The sequence below is a fragment of the Frankia sp. AgKG'84/4 genome, from assembly GCF_023242965.2.
Taxonomy (GTDB): domain Bacteria; phylum Actinomycetota; class Actinomycetes; order Frankiales; family Frankiaceae; genus Frankia.
In genome coordinates this window covers 1-560 of sequence record NZ_JALKFU020000698.1, presented here as the reverse complement: position 1 = coordinate 560, position 560 = coordinate 1, and the positions used below count along the sequence as shown (strand labels likewise).

Genomic DNA, 560 nt, shown 5'->3' with positions numbered 1-560 from the left:
GCGTCACCCCTGGCGGGCGCGAGGTACGCACCGCCCGCGGGGCCGGGCGGCTCACTCTGCCGCCGGTCGACGGCGGAGGCCGGGACGGCGCGCTGCAGATCTCCGCCGGGGCCCGGGTGGCCCCTGGCCTGTCCGCCACGATCACGGCGCCCGGGGACGGTGCCGGCCCGGCCCGGGCCCGTTGTCTGCCCGTCTCGTCCCGCACCTGGTTCGCTGGGCCGTCGACGGTCGCGGGACGCGACCCGGTGGTCGTCTTCGCCAACCTGAGTGATCAGCCTGCGCAGGTCAGCGTGCGGGTGTACGCGGATGGTCCGGCCGGGCCCGCCCGGGCGGTGGCGGTGCCCGCCGGGCGGACGCTCACCCGCCGGCTGGCCGCGTTCGCCCCGGAAGCCACCGTGACGGCCCTGGACGTCCAGGTGACCGCCGGCCGACTGCTCGCCTGGGTGACGGACCGATCGAGCGCGGCCGGCCCGTTCACCGCCGCTCGGTTCGTCCCGGCGACCTCGCCGCCGGCCCGCCGGCTGCTGCTCGGCGGCGTCGTCGTGCCGCCCGGGCCGCCC

1 protein-coding gene is annotated in these 560 nt (G+C 79.5%); it reads left to right on the top strand.

The annotated features are described in order from the left end of the window. Positions 1-560 (top strand): DUF5719 family protein (locus tag MXD58_RS24685; protein WP_250610048.1); only part of this gene is annotated, 560 nt, incomplete at both ends.